Below are 7,512 nucleotides of genomic sequence, written 5' to 3'. Positions count from 1 at the left end.
CTAGATGCCGGCGTACCAGTTGTACCCCCGGTCCTCCCAATAGCCGCCCTCGCCGGCGCCGATGTCCTCGAAGCTGGCGACCACCTGCACCCGGTGCAGGTACTTGGGCTGCTTGTAGCCCAGCTGCCTTTCGATCCTGGCGCGCAGCGGCGCGCCGTTTTCCACCGGCAGCGGCTTGCCATTGAGCTCGTATGCCAGGAGCGTCTGCTCGTGGAATGCATCGTCGAGATCCACGCTGCCGTAGTAGAGGGAGGTCTCGTCGTCTTCCTCCATCTGGTCGAGGCAGTGAAAGACCACGTACCTGGCGCCCGGCTTCAGCTGCGCGAGGTTCAGCACGTGCGACAGGCGCACGCCCTTCCACTGGCCGATGCAGCTCCAGCCTTCCACGCAGTCGTGGCGGGTGATCTGCGTTCGGCTGGGCATCGCCTGCAATTGCGCGAGCGAGAGTTCGAGCGGTTTCGCCACCAGCCCGTCGACGGTGAGCCGCCAGTCCGCGAAGCCGTTGGCGAGCATCGCGGCGTAGCCGTCTCCCATGGGCATGGTGGTCCCGTTGGGCCGGAAGGTCGGCGCGATGTCGGCCGGAGAGAATTCCTGCGCCATGGCGCGCCGGCCCAGCGCCCGCTGCACGCCATAGGACAGACGTTCCGCGCTGCGCAGCACGGCGACGGCGGTCTCGTTGCCGCTCAATGCATCGCAGCCGGCCAGTCCGCTCGACGCCACCGCGGCCGCGAGCCCGGCGCGCAGGAAGCCGCGGCGTTCGCGGCGGCGCGCGAAGAAGGGCCGGGCGTCCTTCATTCCGGCAGCCTCCACCAACCGGTGACCATCGAGCGCAGGTTGTTCACGAGCCCGGTGATCACCACCTCGAAGAGATGCACCGCCAGGAAGGCCACCAGCAGCATCGCGGCGCAGAAGTGCAGAGTGCGCGCCGCCTGCCGCCCGCCCAGCCAGTCCACCCAGCCCGGCACGAACGCATCGATCATCGGCGACATCGCCCAGCCGCAGAGGACGATCAGCGGCAGCACGCCGAACACGATGGCGAGGTACGTGATGTTCTGCAGCACGTTGTAGCGCCGCGCCTCCTCGCCGCGCGGATGGCGCAGCAGGAGGTGGTCGCGCAGCGACCGGCCGATGCCGTGCCACTCCGTGCGGGTGGGCACCAGGTCCTTGCGCAGGTGGCCGCTGAACAGGGTCCAAAGGAGGTAGGCCACGCCATTGGCGACGAACAGCCAGGCAAAGAAGAAGTGCCACAGTCGGCCCATGGCCAGCCACTGCGGCCCCGGAATGGTGATCCACGTGGGGAAGGCGCGCGGCTGCAGGCCCTCGGCACCGCGCGAGGTGCCGAGGACGCCGTCCGTATCGAACTCGAACGGGCCGACGCGCGTGACGCCGCGCCATTGCCCGTCCACCTGCTTCTGCGTGATCTCCAGCACCTTCGTGCTCTCGCGCGAATCCTCGCTCCAGTACAGGGCAGGGTGGGCGTTGAAGATCTGCAAGCCGCTCATGAGCAGGATGACGAGGCACACCACGTTCACCCAGTGCATGATGCGCACCGGCAGCCGGTGCCGGTAGATCCGTTCGCCCATGCAGCGAAGGCCGACCCCTTACATCGGCGGGACGGCGCCGTCGATGCCGACGGCGATGAACCCCGCGGTCTTCGGCGCGTCCTTCTTGGTCGCCACGAACACGTGCGCACCGGGCACCAGCTTGCTGGCGTCGCCTGGGACGATGCCGACCACGGGCACGTCGGCCGGCACCTGGATCTTCTTCTCGCCCTTGCCGTAGTCCACCGCCAGCGTCAGCCCGCCCGCCTTCGAAGTGCTCTTCACGGTGCCGTTCGTCATCGCCGAACTCTTCCCGGGGCCGCCCATGGCTGCGGTCGCCGAGGTCACGGTTCCGTTCGTCATGGCCGATGCCTTGCCGGGGCCGCCGGCCGACTTCGGCGCCAGGTCCCACGGGTAGTCGCCGAGGCCGGTGCCCTTCATCGAATCCGGGAACACGACCACTTCCAGGGCCCGGGACGCAGCCTTGCCGGGAATGTTGGCGATGCCGACGAAGGTGCCGGCCTTGATCTGGTCATGGCTGCTCGGTACGACGCCGGAGATGCGCGTGCTCGCGTCGATGGCGACGCTCTCGGTTCCTTCGCTGGTCCGCACCGTCAACTGGTCGGCCGTCGCGGAGACGATGGTCCCGCGGATGTGGCCCATCGGGGTGGCTGCCAGCGCAGCCACCAGGGCCACGCTTCCTCCCGCGAGCACGAAGGCCCGCGCCATGCTCTTCGCCAAAGGGATTCGGTTCATGAGGTGCCCCTGGAGTGAACGGGCTGAGATTATTGGGAAAGCGCCTGCCATTCGCCCGCAGGGGTCTTGCCAGCCCGGCCCTGGCTGGGTGTGCTCGCGGGCGTTGGCTCGCTAGCCCTTCGACTGTGCCGAAACCAGCACGGGCTGCTCGCGGTAAAGCTGCGGCAGCGTCGCTTTCAGGTTGGCGATCTTCGGCAGGTCGAAGGTGGCGATGTACGGCGAGTCGGGATGGCGCGTCGCGTAGTCCTGGTGGTAGGCCTCGGCCGGATAGAAACCCTTGAGCGGGCTGACCTCGGTGACGATCCTGGCGGGGAACACCTTGGCCGCATCCAGCTGCGCGATGTAGCTTTCGGCCACCCGCTTCTGGTCGGCGTTGCGGTAGAACACCGCGGAGCGGTACTGCGGCCCCGCGTCCGGGCCCTGCCGGTTCAGCGTGGTCGGGTCGTGCGCGACGGAGAAGTAGACCTGCAGCAGCTTGCCGAAGGAGACCTGCTTCGGGTCGTACGTCACCTGCACGGATTCGGCATGCCCGGTGCGGCCCGAGCCCACCATCTCGTAGTGGGCCGTGTTCTGCTCGCCGCCTGCATAGCCCGAGACGGCATTGAGCACCCCCTTGGTGTGCTGGAAGACGGCCTGCACGCCCCAGAAGCAGCCGCCGGCGAAGACGGCCGTTTCGGTGGCGGCCGTGGCATGCACGTCCTGCGCGGGCGGCGGCAGCTTCACCGCCTTCTCGTCCGCGAATCCGCTGCCCAGGAAGCTCCAGCTGGCAATCGCCAGGGCGGCAGCGGCAATCAGCATCCTGTTCATTGCAATCCCCCTAGGTCGGGCGTCCGCGCGACACCTGAGGCGCACGGGCCTCTTTAGTCCTTATAACGCGAAGTCGCGGGCCGCGTCAGCAGGCGCAGTGCGAAGGGCAGGGGCCATTCGCCGTCCACCCCGGCAGCGGCTTCGCTGTGCAGCTGGAGCTGGGGCCACACGCGCGGGCCGGCCCAGAGGCTGTCGTTCGCCGCGCGCGTGCAATGCGCCGGGTAGCTGTCTGCACCGCCGAGATCGAGGAAGAGGCCGAGGCTCGGCAGGGTCTCGCGCAAGGTGCCCCACTCGTGCACGTAGGCGGCGCCGAGAGCGCGGCAGGTGGTCGACGCGACGGTGTAGCGATCGTTGCCGGCGGCATCGACGAAGATCCCGGTGCTGTTCGTGAGCACGCCGCCCAGGCTCAGCTGGCCGACGCTGTACTCGTCGTCCCCGCCCTCGTCGACGAACACGCCCACCGAAAGGTCGTTCGCGGAGCCCAGCGCGATCTCGTGCGTCGAGCGGTAGACGTCGTTGCCGATGCCGCGCTTGAGGAGGATCCCCGCTGCGTAGTGCACCCCCGCGCCCATCGTGTACCAGGCGGCTTCGAAGCGGTCGTTGCCGCCGTCGTCCAGCAACAGTCCCAGGCCCTCGTAGTAGCCGACGCCCTGGGCGAAGACTTGCGCCTCGTAGCGATCGTCCCCCGCGAGGTCGAGCAACAGGCCGATCCCTCCGGAAGTGGAGCGGCCGTCGAAGAAGACTCCGCGCATTCCGTAGCCGGCCCCTTGGTCCATCGACGTGTTGCGGTCCGGCAGCTGCGGAGAAGGCCGGACCAGCGGCACGTTGGTCAGCGCGTAGCGGTCGTTGCCGCCTGTGTCGACCAGTAGCGCGGCGCCGCGCGGGCCGCCGGTTGCCTGCGAGTAGGTCTGCGCGGTGAACTCGTCGTCGCCACTCCCACTGAGCAGCACCGCGACACCGGCGATCGCGTGGGCCTGCGAACGGCTGCTGGCCACGAAGCGGTTGCTGCCGCCGCCGTCGACCAGCAAGGCCGCGCCGAAGAGGGCGGAAGCCTGCGCCTGTTCGGTGCCCTGGTAGCGGTCGTCGCCTTCGGTGTCCCAGAGGATGCCGTAGCCGAGCGTCGCGCTCGACGGGTCTGCGCCCGTGGCGGACGTCGCATACCGGTCGTTGCCGCGATGGTCCAGGAGCACGCTGATCGCGTGCGTGTCGCTGGGCGCCAGGAACTCGTAGTCGTCGTCGCCGCCGACATCCAGCACCAGCAGGGGATCCTTCAGCTGGTGGCGGTTGTTGCGCCCGCTCGTGTCGACGACGATCCAGCCGAAAGGCGTCTGCAGCGACCACGCCACCGAAGGCAGCGCCGCTTCGGTCTTCACGAAGCGCTGCAGGCGCTGGACGGCGCCGACCAGATCGAGCATGCCGGCGACGACGGCCTCCCGCTCGACCAGCGGAAGCAGTTGCCGGTAGTCCGGTGTCTCGAACGGCATGAGCCGGCCGTCGAACGCCTGCCGGCGCAGCAGTTGCGGCGTCACTCCCGGGGGAAAGCGCTCGAACGCGCGTTGCAGGAATGCGTGCGACTGCGCCATCGCGGCGAGAACGCGTGCCAGCTCGAAGCGCAGGGGATCGGGCAACTGCGCGCGATCGGGCAACACCGGCTGCCAGCCGGCACCGGCTTTCGTCTCCGCCATCCACGCGAGGCCGGCCGCCAGCGGGTCGGGTGCGCTGCGCAGCCGCTCCTCGATGGCGGCCATGCCGAAATCCATCGCACGCTGCAGCCGCACGCCCGACACCGCCCCTGCGCCGACGATCAGTTCATGCGGCGATCCGACGGCGCCGCGCAGGGCATCTGCCAGCACGCCGGCGCGGTACGGTGCGTCCAGGGGAGCGGCCATCACCGCGCGAAACAGGGGCAGTTGCTGGTCGCGGGTCGGGGAAGCGTCCAGCCCGGCCAGGTCGGGCGCGCCGCGGCTGTTGGCGGCGCCCGCCCGCTGCAGCAGTTGCGGCAAAGGTGGCCGATCGAACGTCTGCGCGCCGGCAGGCCCTTCCAGTGCGAGTGCGAGCAGGAGGGCGGCCCAGAGTCGGTGCATCGGCCGACTGTAGCAACAGGGCCTGAACAGCGGCGGCGGAAGGCCGTGCCGGCTCAGCGCAGTTCGAGCGGCACGGTGAGCATCAACGAGGCCTTGTGGCGGTCCTCCGCGTCGGTCTCGAGGCCGGTCCAGAGGGTGGTTCGCCAGGGCAGGTCGAAGCGCGTTCCGAGCATGATCGAGGAGACGGCCGACTCCGCATCCCAGCGCACCTGGCGGGTGAAGCGCGCTTCCATCTGCGTGGACGGAAACAGCCGCCATTGCGTGCCCAGGCGCAGGCCGACGCGCGGTTCCTGTCCGCCGCCCGCCGAAACGTAGCTGCGCTCGGCCGTGTCGACCCCCGCGCTCCAGCGCACCAGGCCGATCTCCTGCGCGAATTCGAGGTCCCAGCGCAAGCCCTGGACGTCCGCGGTCTTCGAGTTGGACAGCAGGGCCTGGGCGGCGACATGGCCTTGCCCGAGTTTCTGCTGCAGCTTCAATGCCTGCCCGCTGCGCACCGGCGTCCACTCGGAGAGGCTTTCCGCGCTGAGGCCCGCATCGAGCCGCGTGCGCCAGGCCGCGGCCGTGCCGCCGGCCTCCAGCTCGCGAAACTGCAGCTGGCCGCCCAGGACGGGGGCGGCCAGTTCGAAGCTGGTCTCCCCGCGCCAGAAATGCCGCTCGCCCGCCGGCACGGCATGGACCGAAGTGCGCAGCGTCCCGGCCGGCGTGGCGACGGAGCCGTCGAAGCGTCCGGGCGGGCTCGCGCCGGCCTCCCCGTAGCGCTCGTACGTGACCTCGACGCCCGTGAACGGCGCCACGGTCGCGCGGGTGGGCGACTCCGCACCCGCCTGGGCAGCCGCCAGGCCGACGACCAGGGCCGCCCAGATGCGATGGCGAGGGAGCAACAGATGGAACATGGCCTCTTCCAACCGTTATGGTAAAGGTCGAATCCGCCTCGCCGGAAGTGCGGATGTAACGATCCGGGCACTTCGATCGTGGTGGACACTCTGCTCCATGACTGCCTCCTGGACCCCTTCTTCCTGGCGCAGCCGGCCCTTGCGCCAGCTGCCTTCGTATCCGGATGCCACCGCACTCGAGCGCGCCGAACAGCGTCTCGCCTCCTGGCCCGCACTGATCTTCCCCGGGGAGATCGCGCAACTGCGCGGGCGGCTTGCCTCGGTCGCGCGGGGGGATGCGTTCCTGCTCCAGGGCGGGGATTGCGCGGAGAGCTTCGACGAATTCGGCCAGGACGCGGTGGAGTCCACCGTGCGCGTGATCCTGCAGATGGCGGTGGTTCTCACTTATGCGGCCGCCTGCCCGGTGGTCAAGGTCGGGCGCATCGCAGGCCAGTTCGCCAAACCGCGGTCGTCGGAGACGGAAACCGTGGACGGCATGACCCTGCCGTCGTACCGTGGCGACATCATCAATGGCAGTGCGTTCCTGCCGGAGAGCCGGAATCCGGATCCCTCCCGCCTGCTCACCGCGTACTCCCACTCCGCCGGCACGCTGAACCTGCTGCGCGCGCTGGCGCAGGGCGGCTTCGCCGACCTGCGCGAAGTGCACCGCTGGACATCGGACTTCGTCCGCTCGAGCCCCCAGGGCGAGCGCTTCGAGGAGCTCGCGGACCGGATCACCGAATCACTTGCGTTCATGGAAGCGTGCGGCTTCGATGCCGCGAGCACACCGCAACTGCATGCGGTGGAGTTCTACACGTCGCACGAGGCGCTGCACCTGCACTACGAGCAGGCCCTCACGCGCGAGGAGCCGGGCACCCGCCGCTGGTATGGCGGTTCCGGCCATCTGCTCTGGCTGGGAGAACGCACGCGTGCCCTCGACGGAGCGCATGTGGAGTACCTGCGCGGCATCGACAACCCGATCGGCGTGAAGCTCGGTCCGTCGGCGGATCCCGATGACGTGCTGCGGCTCCTGGATGTCCTCGATCCGCAGAACCTTCCGGGGAGGATCGTCCTGATCAGCCGGATGGGAAGCGAGAAGGTGACGGACCGGCTTCCGCCCCTGCTGCGGGCCGTGCGCCAGGCAGGACGCACGCCCGTGTGGTGCTGCGACCCGATGCACGGCAACACGGTGACGGCTTCGAACGGACTGAAGACGCGCGACTTCGACCGCATCCTGCAGGAACTGCGAGGCTTCTTTGCCGCACATGCGCAGGAGGGCACGTACCCCGGCGGACTCCACTTCGAGATGACGGGCCAGGACGTCACCGAGTGCCGCGGCGGGGCCCAGGCCCTCACGGACGAAGGCCTGGCCAGCCGGTACCGCAGTGCCTGCGATCCGAGACTGAATGGCTCGCAGAGTCTCGAACTCGCGTTCCAGATTGCCGGTGTTCT

7 protein-coding genes are annotated in these 7,512 nt (G+C 69.2%); 1 reads left to right on the top strand and 6 read right to left on the bottom strand.

The features are described 5' to 3' along the window. The 6 genes from VFM98_RS19110 to VFM98_RS19085 form a co-directional block, all read right to left on the bottom strand. Positions 1-795 (bottom strand): molybdopterin-binding protein, encoded by a 795-nt coding sequence (locus VFM98_RS19110; RefSeq protein WP_325111484.1) that lies wholly within the window; start codon positions 793-795, stop codon positions 1-3. Further along, complete coding sequence (locus VFM98_RS19105; RefSeq protein ID WP_325111483.1) at positions 792-1,583, bottom strand: cytochrome b/b6 domain-containing protein; 792 nt, start codon at positions 1,581-1,583, stop codon at positions 792-794. Before VFM98_RS19105 ends, VFM98_RS19110 begins: the two co-directional genes overlap by 4 nt. An 18-nt stretch (positions 1,584-1,601) precedes the next feature. Next, a complete protein-coding gene (locus tag VFM98_RS19100) occupies positions 1,602-2,297 on the bottom strand; it encodes a hypothetical protein (RefSeq protein ID WP_325111482.1) in 696 nt (231 codons plus the stop codon). A gap of 111 nt (positions 2,298-2,408) precedes the next feature. Continuing rightward, the gene (gene msrA / locus VFM98_RS19095) at positions 2,409-3,095 is read right to left on the bottom strand and encodes a peptide-methionine (S)-S-oxide reductase MsrA (protein WP_325111481.1); all 687 of its coding nucleotides are present in this window, start codon (positions 3,093-3,095) and stop codon (positions 2,409-2,411) included. Positions 3,096-3,157: 62 nt separating this feature from the next. Continuing rightward, on the bottom strand, positions 3,158-5,188 hold the full coding sequence (locus VFM98_RS19090; protein ID WP_325111480.1) for a hypothetical protein: 2,031 nt from the start codon (positions 5,186-5,188) through the stop codon (positions 3,158-3,160). 53 nt (positions 5,189-5,241) lie between these two features. After that, complete coding sequence (locus VFM98_RS19085; protein ID WP_325111479.1) at positions 5,242-6,081, bottom strand: hypothetical protein; 840 nt, start codon at positions 6,079-6,081, stop codon at positions 5,242-5,244. A gap of 97 nt (positions 6,082-6,178) precedes the next feature. Between VFM98_RS19085 and VFM98_RS19080 the strand changes: the two genes are divergently transcribed. After that, positions 6,179-7,512, top strand: a 1,334-nt coding sequence (locus VFM98_RS19080) for a class II 3-deoxy-7-phosphoheptulonate synthase (protein WP_325111478.1), incomplete at its 3' end; no start/stop codon positions are given.

Source organism: Ramlibacter sp., from assembly GCF_035706265.1.
Taxonomy (GTDB): Bacteria; Pseudomonadota; Gammaproteobacteria; order Burkholderiales; family Burkholderiaceae_C; genus Ramlibacter.
The sequence above is the reverse complement of the archived record's forward strand: the minus strand, read 5'-3'. Positions and strand labels throughout refer to the sequence as shown.

What these genes read in the sequence shown, in the direction of transcription:
- VFM98_RS19100 (WP_325111482.1), bottom strand. Translation starts at nt 2,297, where the DNA reads ATGAACCGAATCCCTTTGGCGAAGAGCATGGCGCGGGCCTTCGTGCTC.
- VFM98_RS19110 (WP_325111484.1), bottom strand. Translation starts at nt 795, where the DNA reads ATGAAGGACGCCCGGCCCTTCTTCGCGCGCCGCCGCGAACGCCGCGGC.
- VFM98_RS19105 (WP_325111483.1), bottom strand. Translation starts at nt 1,583, where the DNA reads ATGGGCGAACGGATCTACCGGCACCGGCTGCCGGTGCGCATCATGCAC.
- msrA (WP_325111481.1), bottom strand. Translation starts at nt 3,095, where the DNA reads ATGCTGATTGCCGCTGCCGCCCTGGCGATTGCCAGCTGGAGCTTCCTG.
- VFM98_RS19085 (WP_325111479.1), bottom strand. Translation starts at nt 6,081, where the DNA reads ATGTTCCATCTGTTGCTCCCTCGCCATCGCATCTGGGCGGCCCTGGTC.
- VFM98_RS19090 (WP_325111480.1), bottom strand. Translation starts at nt 5,188, where the DNA reads ATGCACCGACTCTGGGCCGCCCTCCTGCTCGCACTCGCACTGGAAGGG.